The organism is Klebsiella sp. F11 (genome assembly GCF_056712265.1).
Genome location: NZ_CM160060.1, coordinates 1,948,082 through 1,961,606, shown reverse-complemented (window position 1 = coordinate 1,961,606; position 13,525 = coordinate 1,948,082). Strand labels below are relative to the sequence as shown.

Sequence of the window (13,525 nt, the reverse complement as noted above, 5' to 3'; positions counted from 1 at the left end):
GAGCGCGTCTCATTCCAATAACGATAACGTAGCAACAGCTCAGATTGACAGGACAGGTATGGACTCAACGCTTACATCCCCTCGCCCCACCGGTGACGCCCACTCACTTCATCGCGCACGAAAAGCGGCGTGGGGCAGCTTTGCCGGCGCCGTGGTCGACTGGTACGACTTTTTGCTTTACGGCATCACCGCCGCGCTGGTTTTTAACAAAGAGTTTTTCCCACAGATCGGCCCGGCAATGGGCACCCTGGCGGCCTTTGCCACTTTTGGCGTCGGTTTTCTTTTTCGCCCGCTGGGCGGCATTATCTTCGGCCATTTTGGCGACCGCCTCGGGCGCAAGCGGATGCTGATGATGACCGTCTGGATGATGGGGATCGCCACCGCCTGCATTGGCCTGCTGCCCTCGTTCAGCCAAATCGGCTGGTGGGCGCCGGTGCTGCTGGTGCTGCTGCGCGCGATCCAGGGCTTTGCCGTGGGCGGCGAATGGGGCGGTGCGGCGCTGCTCGCCGTAGAGAGCGCACCGAAGCATAAAAAGGCCTTCTACAGCAGCGGCGTCCAGATTGGCTATGGCGTCGGCCTGCTGCTCGCAACCGGCCTGGTGTCGCTTATCAGCGCCAATACCAGCGACGAACAGTTTTTGAGCTGGGGCTGGCGTCTCCCCTTCCTCTTCAGCGTGGTGCTGGTGCTGGCGGCGCTGTGGATCCGCAACGGCATGAGCGAATCGGCAGAGTTTGAGCATCAGCAGCAGAAAAACATGCCCACCGCGACGAAAAAGCGCCTGCCGGTAGTCGAAGCGTTATTCCGCCATCCCGGCGCCTTTTTGCTGATTATCGCCCTGCGCCTGTGCGAACTGCTGACGATGTATATCGTGACCGCCTTCGCCCTCAACTACTCCACGCAAAATCTCGGCCTGCCGCGCGAGCTGTTCCTCAACATCGGCCTGCTTGTCGGCGGGATCAGCTGCCTGACCATTCCGTGCTTCGCGTGGCTGGCGGACCGCTTTGGCCGTCGGCGCATCTATATTACCGGCGCGCTGATCGGCACCCTGAGCGGCTTCCCGTTCTTTATGGCCCTCGAAAGCCAGTCCTATTTCTGGATCCTGTTCTTCGCGCTGATGCTGGCCAATATCGCCCACGATATGGTGGTTTGCGTACAGCAGCCGATGTTCACCGAAATGTTCGGCGCCAGCTACCGCTACAGCGGCGCCGGCGTGGGTTACCAGGTCGCCAGCGTCGTCGGAGGTGGCTTTACGCCCTTCATCGCCGCCGCGCTGGTGACCTTCTCCGGCGGCTCCTGGCACAGCGTCGCTATCTATCTGACCGCCGGCTGCCTGCTTTCGGCCGTCACCGCCATGCTGATGAAAAAGCCCCAGCACGGCTGACAGCGCCGGGACGGCGGGAGACCGCCGTCCATTAAGGAGACTCCATGAACCAGGACAACAGAGCGGCATGCTGGCCGCCGCGCTTCATTCATCAACGGCTGCCGCTGCAGTCCCACGCTGACCCAACGCTTGCCGAGCTGCCGCTGTTTGAGCGCGCCCGCGGCGGCGAAGCGCTGGCCCAGCTGTGGCAGGCCCCGCAGGGATTCGTCGTCCCCGGCAGCTATCGCAAATTTAGCCAGCTCGCCGCCGTCAGCGAACGTTTTGCTCAGCGCGGCTGGCCGGTGTGGCTGCGCCGCTCCGGCGGCGGCCTGGTGCCGCAGGGGCCGGGGATCGTTAACCTCAGCCTCGCCTGGCCGGTCTATCAGCCGCTGGGCGAGGCCGCTGAGCCTATCTATCTGCTGCTGTGCGGTCTGCTGCAGCGCGCGCTGGCGACCTTTGGCGTCGATGCCTGTTTTCAGGCGGTGAGCGGCTCGTTTTGCGATGGACGCTACAACCTCGCCTGCGGCCAGGGGGAACAGGCGCGTAAAATTGCCGGAACCGCGCAGTACTGGCGGCCGATGGCGGAGGGCCGCGGTCACGTGGTCCTCGCCCATGCGGTGATCCTGATCGACGCCGATCCGATCGCCGCGCATCAGGCAGCCAATGATTTTGAGTCACAGCTGGGCAGCGGCCGGGTTTATCATGCGGATAAAACCATTACCCTCGCCCAGCGCCTGCCGGGCGAAAAAGATCTGCTTCCCCGCTTTCGCCAGGCGCTGGCGAGCGAGCTGCAAAATCTCAGCTGAAGGTGCTTTTCAGATAGCGGCTGAAGATCTCTACCGCCCGCGATACGCGCGGCGCGTAGGGGCGGATAACGAACAGGCTCCCGGCAAAAACGTCCACCGGCCGCCAGCCGGGCAGCAGCTCCTGCACCTCTCCGCGCCCGATCGCCTCCCGGGCGCTAAAATCGGGCAATAGCGCAATCCCCAGCCCCGACAGCACCGCATCGCGCAGCGATTCGCTATTTTTCGTGGCAAAAGGGCCGCGCACCGGCACGCTCACGCGCCCGGCGCGATCGTCCTCAGACTCAAACGCCCATCGCGGACTTTGCGAGCCGCGCGGGTAGGTCAGACACTGGTGATGGCGTAACGCCTCGGGGGAGTCCGGGGCGCCAAAGCGGCGGATATACTCTGGCGAGGCAACAATTAGCGTCGCGGTTTGGCACAGCGTCCACGCGACATGGGTGTCCGGCAGCGCCTCGCGTCGGCAGTGACGAATCGCGAGATCGAATCCCTCGCTGGCAAGGGATATCAGCCGGTCGGTGACCTCCAGCTGCAGCTGGAGCTGCGGGTGCTGATGCAGAAAGGGCGTCATCGCCGGGACCAGCTGCTGGCGGGAAAAGGCGACCGGGGCGGTCACCCGCAGCGTACCGCGCAGCGGCCCCTCCTCATCGCGGGTGCCGTTAAAGATATCGCGCAGCTGGCCGAAGGGCGCATTCAGCTCCGCCACCAGCCTGAGCCCGTCTTCGCTCAGCGTCACGCTGCGGGTGGTCCGGTGCACCAGCGTCTTGCCGGTGACCCGCTCGAGCTCGCTGATTTTCTGGCTGATCGCCGATTTACTCACCGCCAGCTTTTCCGCCGCGCGGGTGTAGCTCTTCTGCTCTTCCAGCACCGTAAGCCAGTACAAATGGGTCCAGAAAACGTCGGGGCGCGGATCGCTCATGTCGATTGTTCACCTGAAAAAACAATGAATTCAAATATAGCGGTTTTTGCCCGTCGTGACATTGGGTAGCATCGGTTTTGCCCACTCATCTCGTACGCAAGATAATTAAGGATGGCCTGCTATGCCGCTACTGACGTTTGATCTCATTGAGGGCCGCAGCGAAGCTGAAATAAAAACGCTGCTCGATGCCGCCCACCGCGTCGTACTGCACGCCTTTAAGGTGCCGGAGCGCGATCGCTACCAGATTGTTCATGAAAACAAGCCTCACCATATGGTGATCGAGGATACCGGTTTAGGCCTGACGCGAAGTCAAAAGATGGTGGTGATCAGGGTGTTTACCAGCCCGCGCAGCGAAGAACAAAAACAGCTGTTTTACGCGACGCTGCTCGCCGAACTGCAGGAGCATTGCGGGCTGAGCCCCGACGATTTAATGGTTTCGGTGATAAGCAATCAAAAAGGCGACTGGAGCTTTGGCCGCGGCGTGGCGCAGTATATGACCGGCGAGCTTTAGCCGCTCACCGCCGGCCTTCGCTGGCGGCGGCGTTAGGCCTTCGGCGCAGCGGCCATGCGGCTGCGCGCTTTTTGTTCAATATTTTCCAGCAGCTCCTGAACGTCATCTTCATCAATATCCAGGAACTGGCCGTCGAGCAGCGCGGCGTGAATGTCCTCGCGGGTCACCGCAAGCCCCAGCGGCACGACTTTGCTTTTCACCTCTTCCGCCGCCAGCGGGTGCGGATAACGGCGCCCAACGAGGTTATTAAAAACGATCGCCAGCAGGGCCAGCATGGCGGAGTTCAGCAGTACCGGGGTCAGCACGAAGTGATAGCCTTCGCTGTGTATGCCGGCGCCGCCGAGGATGGCCGTCAGGGCAACGGCGCCGCCCGGCGGATGCAGGCAGCGCAGGAAATACATGCCCGCAATCGCCAGTCCGGCTGCCAGGCATTGACCCCCGGCTATGTGATTTCAGCGTACTACGCTAGAATCTCCCCGTTCAGTATTTCACCCACTCTACGGATTGAAGGCATAATACGTTGAATAATAATATTAATTTAGAGAAAGAAGTGGCATGGGCCAGCCAGAACATGCCGCGTACCCTGCGCCAGGTGGCCGCGCTTCCCGACCTGAGCCAGGTTCGACTGGCCTGCTGTATGCATCTGGATATGAAAATGATCCCGCTGGTGCAGGGCCTTCTGGAGAAGGGCGCGCAGGTCTTTTTAACCACCTGCAACCCAACCACCGTACAGGACGAAGTCGTCAGCTGGCTGGTGGCACGCGGAGCCGAGGCCAGCGCCTGGCGCGATATGAGCGACGCCGACTGGCAGCGGTCGTGGGAAAAGGCCATCGCCTGGGGGCCGACGCACCTGTGTGAAATGGGGGCCGATATCACCACCCTGCTCCACCGGCGCGGCGAATTTGGCAATATCGTGGCCGGGCTGGAAGCGACCGGTTCCGGCGTCAGCCGGCTGGGCGATATTCGCCCGGGGTATCCGATTTTTAACTGGGACGATCTGCCGGTTAAAGAGGGCCTGCATAACCGCCACATGGTCGGTCTGACCGCCTGGCATACCTTCTTCCAGACCACCCATCTCACGCTGCATGAGAAAAAGGTGCTGGTGATCGGCTATGGCCTGGTGGGCCAGGGCGTTGCCGCCGCCGCAAAAGCCTTCGGGGGCCAGGTGATGGTCGCCGAAATCGACCCCGCCCGTCGCCTGCAGGCGGCTTACGACGGCTGGCACGTCGTCGAACTGCAGGAGGCTATGGCTGCCGCTGACGTCGTCGCTACGGCAACCGGCGCGAAAAAGGTAGTTAACAGCAGCGCGCTGGATAGAGCGAAAGACGGGGTATTTATCCTTAACGTCGGCCACGTTGCGGAAGAGATTGACTGCGGCTACCTGCGCCAGTTCAGCCATGAAGTGGTGATGCCGTATATCAACGCCTATCAAATGCATGGTAAAACCGTTTACCTGATGGCCAACGGTTCGATGCTCAACCTGACCGCCGGTTTTGGCGATAGCCTGAACGCGTTTGACGTGACCCTGGCGGTAATGGCCAGCGGCATCCACCATATCGTGACCGACGGCATGAAGGCCGAAGCCGAAGTCTATCTGCTGCCGCAGAGCGTGTGGCAAAAAGCGCTGTAGGCCGGATGGCAACAGGGCGCCTGGCGGCGCCCTGCTCGGCGGTTAACGGCTCTCCGGCAGGACGATATTGCTCTCCGCCAGGGTCCCCATTTCGTTAAACACCCGACAGGCGGCCTCTACCAGGTGCATAGCCAGCGCCGCGCCGCTCCCCTCGCCCAGACGCATCCCCATATCCAGATACGGCTCAAGCTGCAGATGCTCAAGCGCAATGCGCGCCCCCTTTTCCGCCGACAGATGCGAGGGGATCAGATAGGGATGAACGGCAGGCGCAATACGGCAGGCCGCCAGCGCCGCCGCGCAGGAGAGATATCCGTCCAGCACCACCGGCAGCCCGCAGGATGCCGCCCCGAGCATGACGCCGGTCATACCAACCAGATCGAAACCGCCAACCTTTGCCAGCACGTCGAGTCCATCCTCAGCCCGCGGCTGATTGACGGCAATGGCCCGACGCACCACCTCCGCCTTATGCGCCAGCTGCGACACCGGCAGATTGGCGCCGATGCCGACGGTATCCTGCGCATCGCGCCCGGTGAGCACGCTCACCACCGCCGCCGCCGGCGTGGTGTTCGCCATACCCAGTTCGCCGACGCCGAACAGCGTCACGCTCTGAGACGCCAGCTCGCGGGTATAGCGGATGCTCGCCAGCAGCAGCGCCGTCGCCTGCTCGCGGCTCATGGCCGCCGTTTGCGCAATATTGCCGCTGCCTCGTGCCGCTTTTAAGTCGACAAGGCCGGGGATCGGCTCCGCGTCGATCCCGGCGTCAACCACCCGGACTTTTGCCCCCGCCTGCGCTGCCAGAACGCAAACGCCGGTATTTTGCCGGGTCATATTTATCGCCTGAATCGCGGTAACCGCCCGGGGTGAGATAGTCACGCCCTCATGCCAGACGCCGTGATCGGCGCACATCACCACGATGGCTTTTTCTGCCAGCCGCAGCTGACCTTTCAGCCCCGGCATACCCGCCAGCTGTACGGCCAGCGCCTCCAGGCGGCCGAGACTACCGGGCGGTTTTAATAAACCGTCAAGATGCCGCTGCGCCCGGGCCATCGCCGGGCGATCCGGCGGCGGAATGTCGGCAATGAGGGCCGAAAGTGTATCCATGATGTTCCTCGTAGCGCTTTAGGGGGCGGACCGTTGCGCGCGTATTTTCTACGCTCGGGCCGGCAACCCGCGTTATACGGCGGTTCGCCATACGGAAGAAAGGAGTCGTACAGAGGGAGTACCGGGGATAACTCCCGGCGGCGAGAACCGACGCCGGGCAGGATCGAGGAGATTACTCTTCGACCTTCGCTTCGCCGATAACTTTCAGCTTTTTGGAGATGTCGCGGCGCTCTTTAGAGAGTTCAGCATTTTTGATGATGTAATCATCAACGCGATCTTCGTAATCGCTCTTCATGCTGGCAATGATGCCCTGGATAGCTTCAACGCTCATGCCCGGTTTGATGTAGTCGCTGAGGTTGTCCAGCAGCAGCACGCGCTTCTGGTTATCGCGGATCTTTTTCTCAACGTCCTGAATTTCACGCTGCAGCTTGTTCTTACGACGATAGAGACGAACAAACTCCAGTACGTCCTGGAAAGAAGGCTTAGTTGTTTCCATTTTTATACCCCTAATATTTGAGATTCGGATTCGCTAAAGCGACTGCAATATAGGGCTAACATAACTGTTAGCAGTCGCTGATGACAATGTTTTTTCCTTTAGGGTTATCATAACCCTAAATGCTGCTGAATCGAAGCAACCTGTGGTCGTTCTCGCGCATCTGGCTTTTATTTACGCAACGCCCGACAGATCAAATTCGACAGCAGCTCAAGCTGGCGCGCCAGCTCTATCGTCAGCCAGACGTAGCCGTGGATCGGCGTTTCCGCGAGGTTTTCGCCCGGGTGCTCTTTGATAAGCTGCCGCAGTTCGGCGATGATCTCATTGAGCTTTTCAGTATTGGCGCGGATCGGCTGCGGGTTGCCTTCATAGAGGGCATGGGCGATGGTCAGCAGGGTTTGCTGGGTCATCTGCTGCGTTTCGCGCAGCGTGCGGGAATTTAGCATCACAAAGTGCCCCGGCCGCGAGCCCCAGTAAGCGTTGACCTGCAGCTCGAGCATACAGACCAGGTTACGGCTGACGGTCTGAATCGCCTCAAAAATAGCCTTCTGGATATGGGTCTCTTTGCTTGCCGGCGTAATCAGGCCGCGCATTTTCACCACGTCGCTGAGGACCTTTTGCAGGTGTTTTTCCAGCCTGGGACGCTCGACCAGGTTTGGCGAGATCCCGGCCTGATACAGGCGATTAAGGGCGGTGACGTAGTTTGCCATCTGGATACGCCAGTGCAGAAACGCCCGCTGCGGCCAGATGCCGGTAAACAGCATCGCCAGCAGGGAGCCGAAGATAACGTCGCCGCTTCGCCACAGCGCGGTGTTCATATCTCCCGGCGGAGCCCCTACCACCACCGCCAGCGTAATGCCGATCAGCAGCGCCTGATAGGGCCTTCTCCCTAAGGCCAGCCAGCCGCAGAGGAACATCGCCACCGCGCACCACAGCACCATCACGGGTAAGGAGATAAGCTCCAGCTTGAGCGCCACCAGCCCAAGCGCGGAGCCGAGGATGGTGCCGCCGATACGCTCAAAGGCCCGCGGCACCACGTTGCCCCAGAACGATATCGGCCCCATCACCACCACCAGCGTAATCAGCGGCCAGGTGCCTTCCGGTACATTCAGCAGGCGTACCAGTAGAAATGTGAGAACAAAAGCCAGCGCGATGCGTACGCCATGTACGATTCGGTAATGCCGATACAGGCGAATTTCAAAAGGCTTGAGTGATTTATCAGCGCGCACGACCCTCTCCGCTAAAAACAAAAGGCCGATTGTAGCCGCTTTTTCATCGCAAGCCTCACGCTAATGTAAGAAAACCTTTCTCACTATAGGGACAAGCGCCTACCCGCCGATACGTTCAACCGCCACGTACATTTCGATATCCCAGTGGCCGTCGCGGTTGCCGTCATTAAGATAGAGCTCAAAGCAGGGTTTTGCCGCCAGCTGGTACTCTTCGCTTTGCAGCAAGTCCTCAAAGAACTGCAGCCAGGGCGTGGAGAAATCATGATTGACCACCCGCGCGCGGGCAACCGCATACTCTCCACCGGCGATCTCGCTCAGGTTCACCCCTTCGCTATTGGCCGGAATGACGAAATCGTCGTCCACCGTGACCACGGTGTCGCAGCGCAGCTTTTCTGCCGCAACCTGCTCCGGGTTGTCGTAATAGACGGCGATCCACTCCCGGGCCGGGATCTGGCGGGTGTTGACCCATACCGCCAGCTGTTCAAAACCCTGCTTAACGGTCTGTTCCCAGGGCCCCACCATATGAAAACCGGCGATTTTACGCGCGCCAACGGACTTAACGCTGTAGTTCATATTGCCTCCGCGATTGATAAAATACTGTATAAATATACATATAATGTAGCAGGCAGTTAACACACAGTATGTGCGCGGATTCACAGAGTCGCCATTGGCCGGCGCGGAAAAATGATTCAGGAAGCCGGCACGCAGAACGGATACTTCAACCGCGCCTCAATACCGCTTCTGGATAAATTGTTTTCGCCGCGCGGATTATTGATAATCGTTATGTAAATAAAAACATAACGAATGGGGATAACGATGCACGGAAAAATGAAGTTTACGCTGGCAGCCGTGCTGGCACTGCAGTTTGCTCATGCGGCGATGGCGCAGGATATTCGCGTCACCTATGCCGGTTCGATGGGTAAGGTGATGGATCAGGGGCTAGGGCCGGCGTTTGCCAAAGCGCAAAACGGCGATTATCAGGGACAAGGCCAGGGCGCCTACGGCATGGCGCGCCTGCTGGCCAGCCACAAGCTGACCGCCGACGTTTTCGTCTCCATCACTCCGGGGCCGATGCAAATCCTCAAAGACGCCGGGCTGATCGATGAGGCGATACCGGTCGCCAGCACCAGCATGGTGGTCGCGTACAGCCCCAAAGGGAAATACGCCGCGCGGTTCGCCGCCGCCAATAAAAGCCAGGACGCCTCGTGGCTAAACCTGCTGGCGCAGAAAGACATCAGTTTTGGCCGTACCGACCCGTACGTCGATCCTAAGGGCCAGAATATCGTCTTTACCCTGATGCTGGCCGAGAAGTATTACCACCAGCCGGGCATCAGTAACAAAATCCTCGGCGAGCTGCAAAACCCGGCGCAGACCCATCAGGAGGGCGGCCTGCTGAGCCGTCTGGAGAGCGGCCAGGTTGACGCCGCCGCGGGCTACGAGAGCGAAGTGCTCTCCGCTCATCTGCCCTACGTCGCCCTGCCCGATGAGATTAACCTCAGCAACCCGGCGATGGCGAAGCAGTGGTACGACACCGTTAGCTTCACTATTAAGGACAGCGCCGGTAAGGACCAGACGCTGCACACTCAGCCGCTGGTCTTCTACGCCGCGGTGCTGAAAAATGCGCCGAACGGCGTGGAACAGGGGGAGAAATTCGTCCAGTTCATGCAAAGCGCGCAGGGGCAGCAGCTGTTTAAACAGTACGGCTACGCCGCGGCGAAAGGGGAAAACCTATACGCCAGATAAAGCGCGCCGGGCGCATTGCCGGCTGGCTCGCGCTAGCGGCTCTGCTGCTCAGCGTCCCCTTTATTACCCTAATTAGCGTCACGCCGTGGCAGCATCTGCGGCTGGCCTGGCGCGACGACGATGCGATCCTCGTGTCGATGGGGCTGGGGTGCCTGGCGCTGGTGACGATCGTGGCGATAGGCCTGCCGACCGCCTGGTGGCTGTCGCAGGCCAGCGGTCGTCGGCGTCTGCTGGCGGAACTGCTGCTGATGATCCCGCTGCTAACGCCGCCGCTGGCGATGGGCATTTTACTGGTCTCGGCCTACGGCCCCTACGGGCTGGCCGGGCAGTGGCTGACGCGGATAGGCGTCACGCTGGTGAATAATCCCGCCGCCTTCGTCCTCGCCCAGGTCTACGGCGCGCTGCCCTACTTTATCGTGGTCGCCCGTTCCGCCTTCGCCACGGTGCCGAAAGCAATCCTCGAGGCCGGACAAACGCTGGGGGCTACGGGCTGGAATCGCTTTCGCTTTCTCGCCCTGCCGATGGCGCTGCCGGGGCTGGCCTCGGCGGTGGCGCTGGCGTGGGTGCGCGCCGTCGGCGAGTTCGGCATCGTGATGATCTTTGCCTATTTCCCCCAGGGGATCCCGGTCAAACTCTATACCAACCTGCAAAACGACGGCGTTGACGCGGTCTATACCCTGCTGTGGATGCTGCTGATCGTTACCCTGCCTCTGCCGCTGGCCTGCTTTGCGCTGGGAAGAGGCGCGACGTGGCGGCGAAAAGCGCCGCCGGCGGCTACAGGCTAAAGGGGAGTTCAATCCCGATACTGGCGCCCAGATCGTCGCTGTCGCTGTGGTTGGCATCGGTGTACCACAGGGAGGTGCTGAGGCGTACGGTAGGCGTCATGTCGCCGCTCCAGCCGAGCTGTACGCCTTTTAGGGTATCGGCATGCGGGAACGCCTTATTAATCCGCTGATTTTCCGGATTCACCTCGGCGTAGACCAGCCGCGCGCTCCAGCGCTGATTCTCTTCCGTCACCAGCTCGACCTTGCCGGCGTACAGACGCCCGTCGCCGCCCATCGCGTCGCCTGATGGATAGCCCTGCTGGTAGTAGCCATCTTTATAGATAAAGTGGTTATAGATGTAGTTGGTGCGCCCCATATTCGAGCGGGTATCGTGCGCCTCCAGATACCAGTTAATCGCGTTGCTGTTCCACTGGTGATGCCCTTCCACCCCGCCGAGGTAGAGATGGGCGGACGGCAGATATCCGGCCTCATCCTCGCCAATCATCTGCCCGTAGACGCTCACCGGCCAGCCCGTCGTCGGCGCCAGCTTCAGTTTAAAATCAAAGCCCGCCAGCTGATTGCCGGGATCGTCCACCGAATCGCCGGTGTTATCGCGGCCGGTGAGCCCCTCCCAGAAGCTGCCAAAGGAGGAGGGCCGGCCCTCGCCGCCCCACTGCATAATGCGCGAGGCGCCCAGCTCCAGCGAGGTAAAGGGCGAGACCGTCAGGCGGCCGCCAAAGATTTTAGTATGCGGTACCGCCGCGTACTGGCTCATCTGGCTGGCGGAAAGCTGGTACTGCCAGGGGCCAATCCAGCTCAGCCAGGCGCTCTCCGGAGCCCGCTGTTCGGCGCGCTACAGCAAAAAGCCGGTCATCGGCCGCGCGGCGTCGGAACGGATCAGGCTCCCCTCATAGCCGGGCCCCCACCACTGTGGAATTTGGCCAAACGCCAGCCACTGGTTCCACAATTTCACCGCCCCGTAGGCGCCGTTGGCGTTAACGCTGGAGCCATTGCCGATGCGCTTGTCGCCTTCAACATTGCCCTGCAGGTGCAGGTCCCACCATTCGCCGCTGTTATTCAGCGCGACGGAGAGCGAGTGGTCGGCAGGCCGGAACTCGGCAAAGCCCTGCGGCGTTCCCGGCCTGTCGGTTGCGCTGTAGCCGGTGACGCGCAGATCGGCTTTTAGCGCCCTCAGACGCTGATTCACCCGCCCCAACACCGTCCGCTCTGCGGATGTGGTCGGATGGGCGTTGGCCAGCGCGCGGCCGATCTCCTCTTCGCTCAGGGGCCAGGTCGACAGGCTCAGCGAGAGAGTACCGCGATCGGTCAGCCACGCTAAATCATTGCGCAGATCGTCATCGGCCAGGACCAGGCCGGAGGCAAAGGCCGCGGGACTCAAAGCGGCAAAAAGTGCCAAAGAAAGCGCGCTGCGCGCAAAAAGTTTCATCTTCCCAGCTCCATTTCAGGCGCACAGGCGCCGGCGTATTTCCCTAAGGGTGAGCAGGTAAGGTAATGGAGTGAAACTAAACGAATCGCCAACCGGCGCTACAACGGCGTGGGGAGAGAAAGGATGCCGCTCTGCAGGAGAGCGGCGGTACGACTACAGCTTGTGGTGCAGATAATCGCTCATGCGCGAGAATACGCCTCCCTTGCCGACGCTTTCCAGAGTCACTAGCGGCCAGTGGGCCACCACTTTATCACCGTCGTAGAGCGAAATCTCGCCGACCCGCTGATTGGCGGCGATCGGCGCTTCCAGATCTTTCTTATCCAGCACATATTTGGCCTTAATCCGCGAAACCTCCGACTTCGGCAGCGCCAGCCAGAAGTCCTGGTCGGTGCCAAGCTGGATCTGCTCCTTATCACCGTACCAGATAGGCTCGCTGCCCACTTTTTTGCCTTTTTGCAGGACCTGGACGGTATCGAAGTTTTGCTGGCCCCAGTGCAGCAGCTTGGCCGCCTGCTGCTCGCGCCCTTTCGGACTCTCGGCCCCCATCACCACCGCAATCAGGCGACGCTGGCCGTCGACGGCGGAGGCAATCAGGTTAAAACCGGCGCCGGAGGTGTGGCCGGTCTTCAGGCCATCGACGTTCATGGTTTTATCCCACAGCAGGCCGTTGCGGTTCTGCTGGGTAATCCCGTTCCACGTCAGGCTTTTCTGACTGTACATATGGTACACGTCGGGCTCGCCGTGAATAATCGCCCGCGACAGCACCGCCAGATCGTAGGCCGAGCTGTGCTGCCCCGGCGCGTCCAGCCCGTGGACGGTTTCAAAGTGGGTATCCTGCAGGTGCAGCTTTTGTACGTATTCGTTCATCATGGCGACGAACTGCGGCTGGCCGCCGGCAACGTAGTCGGCCAGCGCCACGCAGGCGTCGTTGCCCGAGTCGACGATAAGCCCGCGGCTTAAATCGCGCACGCTCAGCCGATCGCCGGGCTTAAGGAACATCAGCGATGAACCATCGAATACCGGGTTGCCCTTCGCCCACGCATCTTTGCCGACGGTGACCATATCGTCAAAGGTAATGCGATGGCTGTCGATGGCGCGATCGACCACATAGCCGGTCATGAGTTTCGTCAGGCTGGCGGGGTTACGCTGCTGGTGTTCATTACCGGCGGTCAGGATCTGACCGGTGGTATAGTCCATCAGCACCCAGGAGCCTGCCTGAATGGAAGGCGGCGTCACGGTGACGGGAAAATCGTTTGCGGCAAAAGCGCAGGAAACGCTCGAAGCGAGCAAAGTTACGGCAATAAAAAAACGGCCTTTCAACGGCATATCCTCAAGATTTACAGATCCGCCGTCCTTTTTACGGAAGTTCTCCTTTCATATCATGGTTTAATTGCAAGAAAATATGACACGATAAGCGCGCCGGGCGGCCGACGCCCTTCTGATGGCCGGGCAAATCGTTTACCATAGCCCGTCATACTTCAAGCTGCACGTGCGCTGGCTTTGTGGCTCACCCCGAACGATTTAG

Annotated in this window: 13 protein-coding genes and 2 pseudogenes; 7 read left to right on the top strand and 8 right to left on the bottom strand. The window is 60.6% G+C overall.

Features of this window, described 5'->3' with window-relative positions:
• The first annotated feature begins 58 nt into the window (after window positions 1-58).
• Window positions 59-1,381, top strand: coding sequence for a shikimate transporter (shiA, locus tag AC1M2H_RS09690; protein WP_480151208.1), 1,323 nt, complete (start codon window positions 59-61; stop codon window positions 1,379-1,381).
• Window positions 1,382-1,425: 44 nt separating this feature from the next.
• Window positions 1,426-2,166, top strand: coding sequence for a lipoyl protein ligase domain-containing protein (locus AC1M2H_RS09685; RefSeq protein WP_480151207.1), 741 nt, complete (start codon window positions 1,426-1,428; stop codon window positions 2,164-2,166).
• On the opposite strand, the gene AC1M2H_RS09680 is transcribed toward AC1M2H_RS09685, so the two are convergent.
• Window positions 2,159-3,082 (bottom strand): LysR family transcriptional regulator, encoded by a 924-nt coding sequence (locus AC1M2H_RS09680; protein ID WP_480151206.1) that lies wholly within the window; start codon window positions 3,080-3,082, stop codon window positions 2,159-2,161. The two genes, AC1M2H_RS09685 and AC1M2H_RS09680, sit on opposite strands and share 8 nt — an antisense overlap.
• A gap of 121 nt (window positions 3,083-3,203) precedes the next feature.
• On the opposite strand from AC1M2H_RS09680, the gene AC1M2H_RS09675 reads away from it, so the two are divergent.
• Complete coding sequence (locus tag AC1M2H_RS09675; RefSeq protein WP_480151205.1) at window positions 3,204-3,593, top strand: tautomerase family protein; 390 nt, start codon at window positions 3,204-3,206, stop codon at window positions 3,591-3,593.
• A 32-nt stretch (window positions 3,594-3,625) separates the two neighbouring features.
• Here AC1M2H_RS09675 and AC1M2H_RS09670 read toward each other — a convergent pair.
• Window positions 3,626-4,021, bottom strand: a pseudogene (locus tag AC1M2H_RS09670) (HPP family protein); the annotation flags it as partial.
• Between the two features lie 92 nt (window positions 4,022-4,113).
• Here AC1M2H_RS09670 and AC1M2H_RS09665 point away from each other — a divergent pair.
• Window positions 4,114-5,223, top strand: a complete 1,110-nt coding sequence (locus tag AC1M2H_RS09665) for an adenosylhomocysteinase (protein ID WP_480151204.1) — start codon at window positions 4,114-4,116, stop codon at window positions 5,221-5,223.
• A 42-nt stretch (window positions 5,224-5,265) separates the two neighbouring features.
• On the opposite strand, the gene cobT is transcribed toward AC1M2H_RS09665, so the two are convergent.
• The 4 genes from cobT to sbmC all read right to left on the bottom strand — a co-directional run bounded on the left by cobT (window position 5,266) and on the right by sbmC (window position 8,619).
• Window positions 5,266-6,324 carry a nicotinate-nucleotide--dimethylbenzimidazole phosphoribosyltransferase gene (gene cobT, locus AC1M2H_RS09660; RefSeq protein ID WP_480151203.1) on the bottom strand — a complete coding sequence of 353 codons (1,059 nt, stop codon included), beginning with the start codon at window positions 6,322-6,324 and terminating at the stop codon, window positions 5,266-5,268.
• Between the two features lie 172 nt (window positions 6,325-6,496).
• Window positions 6,497-6,820, bottom strand: coding sequence for a DUF496 family protein (locus tag AC1M2H_RS09655; protein ID WP_041146350.1), 324 nt, complete (start codon window positions 6,818-6,820; stop codon window positions 6,497-6,499).
• Window positions 6,821-6,987: 167 nt separating this feature from the next.
• Entirely contained in the window at window positions 6,988-8,046 is a 1,059-nt protein-coding gene (locus AC1M2H_RS09650) for an FUSC family protein (protein ID WP_480151202.1), read from the bottom strand.
• A gap of 99 nt (window positions 8,047-8,145) precedes the next feature.
• Window positions 8,146-8,619 (bottom strand): DNA gyrase inhibitor SbmC, encoded by a 474-nt coding sequence (gene sbmC, locus AC1M2H_RS09645; RefSeq protein ID WP_480151201.1) that lies wholly within the window; start codon window positions 8,617-8,619, stop codon window positions 8,146-8,148.
• Between the two features lie 255 nt (window positions 8,620-8,874).
• Between sbmC and AC1M2H_RS09640 the strand changes: the two genes are divergently transcribed.
• Together AC1M2H_RS09640 and AC1M2H_RS09635 are read left to right on the top strand one after the other, a co-directional pair.
• A complete protein-coding gene (locus tag AC1M2H_RS09640) occupies window positions 8,875-9,789 on the top strand; it encodes an extracellular solute-binding protein (protein ID WP_480151892.1) in 915 nt (304 codons plus the stop codon).
• Window positions 9,790-9,803: 14 nt separating this feature from the next.
• Window positions 9,804-10,574, top strand: coding sequence for a molybdate ABC transporter permease subunit (locus tag AC1M2H_RS09635; RefSeq protein WP_480151891.1), 771 nt, complete (start codon window positions 9,804-9,806; stop codon window positions 10,572-10,574).
• Here AC1M2H_RS09635 and AC1M2H_RS09630 read toward each other — a convergent pair.
• Together AC1M2H_RS09630 and dacD are read right to left on the bottom strand one after the other, a co-directional pair.
• Window positions 10,564-12,000: pseudogene (locus AC1M2H_RS09630) on the bottom strand (capsule assembly Wzi family protein). The gene AC1M2H_RS09635 and the pseudogene AC1M2H_RS09630 overlap by 11 nt on opposite strands.
• 153 nt (window positions 12,001-12,153) lie before the next feature.
• The gene (gene dacD / locus AC1M2H_RS09625; RefSeq protein WP_480151890.1) at window positions 12,154-13,290 is read right to left on the bottom strand and encodes a serine-type D-Ala-D-Ala carboxypeptidase DacD; all 1,137 of its coding nucleotides are present in this window, start codon (window positions 13,288-13,290) and stop codon (window positions 12,154-12,156) included.
• Between dacD and AC1M2H_RS09620 the strand changes: the two genes are divergently transcribed.
• Entirely contained in the window at window positions 13,220-13,390 is a 171-nt protein-coding gene (locus AC1M2H_RS09620) for a hypothetical protein (protein ID WP_480152070.1), read from the top strand. The genes dacD and AC1M2H_RS09620 overlap by 71 nt on opposite strands.
• The last annotated feature ends 135 nt before the right edge of the window (window positions 13,391-13,525 follow it).